Source organism: Paenibacillus sp. sgz302148 (genome assembly GCF_056120465.1).
Genome location: NZ_JBVYOJ010000053.1, coordinates 1 through 1531, shown reverse-complemented (window position 1 = coordinate 1531; position 1531 = coordinate 1). Strand labels below are relative to the sequence as shown.

Annotated in this window: 1 protein-coding gene; it reads left to right on the top strand. The window is 40.1% G+C overall.

What is annotated here, in order from left to right; all coding sequences use genetic code 11:
• The first annotated feature begins 443 nt into the window (after window positions 1–443).
• Complete coding sequence (locus tag AC0LWM_RS32335) at window positions 444–1358, top strand: aminoglycoside phosphotransferase family protein (protein ID WP_474679161.1); 915 nt, start codon at window positions 444–446, stop codon at window positions 1356–1358.
• Window positions 1359–1531: the final 173 nt, after the last annotated feature.

The window sequence follows — 1531 nt, the reverse complement described above, 5'->3', positions numbered from 1 at the left end:
CGAACGATTACAAGCAAAACTAAACGGCCTCAGTCCGATGGAGTTCAGGACGAAGGCCGCTTGATTGATTTTGATTTTTATACTGTCTACTTGACGGGGGGCTGTTCACCGTGGCAACTGCTCCGCTTTTTTTTCAACTGTACTGCAGGCACATTAGTGCGAAGTTATAGTAAGTTTAACTATAACCAAAAGATTACCTTTATTCATTGCGTGAAGTGGTCTATGTTTAATCTTAGATCTTACTGATAATAAAAATTTGATGAAGGAAGATGAGTAAAGTGGAGAAGGGAAGAATTGTATTTTTGAATGGAGTGACAAGCACGGGAAAACATCCATCGTCGATGCGATTCAATCAAGATCATCATTAATACATTATTTACCAATCTCGTAAAATGAGTGTAGCAGTCATCGATCTGATCGAAAAACGGGGGTAGATTCTTAGGATGAACAATAGGTATAGTTTCAACCAAAAAGAAATCGAAGAAATCATTCATCGTTTCGGTAAAGATTTCTATGAAAAAGTTTTAAAGGATATTGAAGTATATGCCGATAGATGGAGCTTAACTTCTTTTCAATTGATTCCTTCCTATTCCGCAAACTTGGTTTTTATATGCGATTCTGAAACCTACGGAAGCGCCGTGCTGAAAAAAGGTCCTTCTCCAGAAGCAGTCGTTACGGAATTTAATACTTTGCGTCAATATAACGGCATAAGATTTTGCAGAGTTTTCGACGCCGATCTTGAAAACGGAGTCATCCTTGAAGAATGTGTACAGCCGGGGATACCTTTAAGGGATGAAAGTTCTCTTGATCGAAGACTATCCGTCTTTTGTTCCCTTTATAAAGGCTTGCATACAACACCCGCCAATGCTGAAATTTATCCGACTTACACGGAGTGGGTCGTTAGAATAACAGAGTACATGAGCAAGCGAGAAGATTTTTATGAATTATATTTGCATATGAAAAAAGCAAAAGATATTTGTTTATCGGTATCAACGGCGTATACACAAAAATTGCTGCTTCATGGCGACTTTCATCATGATAATATTTTACTTGGTCATGATGGCGAGTATGTAATTATCGACCCTAAAGGCGTAATAGGCGATCCTGTATTTGATGTTCCGCGCTTTATATTAAATGAATTTGGTGATGAAATAACTCCGGAGTTATATAAGAAAATAAACGATATCATATACACGTTTGAAAAGAATCTTAACATTCCAAGCGACATATTGAAGAAATGTCTTTATGTCGAAACCGTAATGGGCCAATGCTGGTGCGTAGAAGACGGCTCACCACCAGAGTCGTATTCAAGTCTTCTAACCAATGCTGCATTCGCAGAAGCAATTATGGAATCCTGATTGTCGTCGTGAACAAGGATTTGCATGCCATTGGAGTCGCGCACTGCGCGGCTTTTTTATATTCGCGCGCCTAGCCAAGCTAGACGCAACTAGCCGGTGCAAGTCCGGCCGAGGTAGGAGCCAAGTCGCCTCGTAGCTGACAGGCAACTGGTGAAGAGATTCTAAGGTTGAAG

Bases quoted from the DNA above. Each gene is read 5' to 3' on its own strand.
- AC0LWM_RS32335 (WP_474679161.1), top strand. From the start codon at position 444: ATGAACAATAGGTATAGTTTCAACCAAAAAGAAATCGAAGAAATCATT.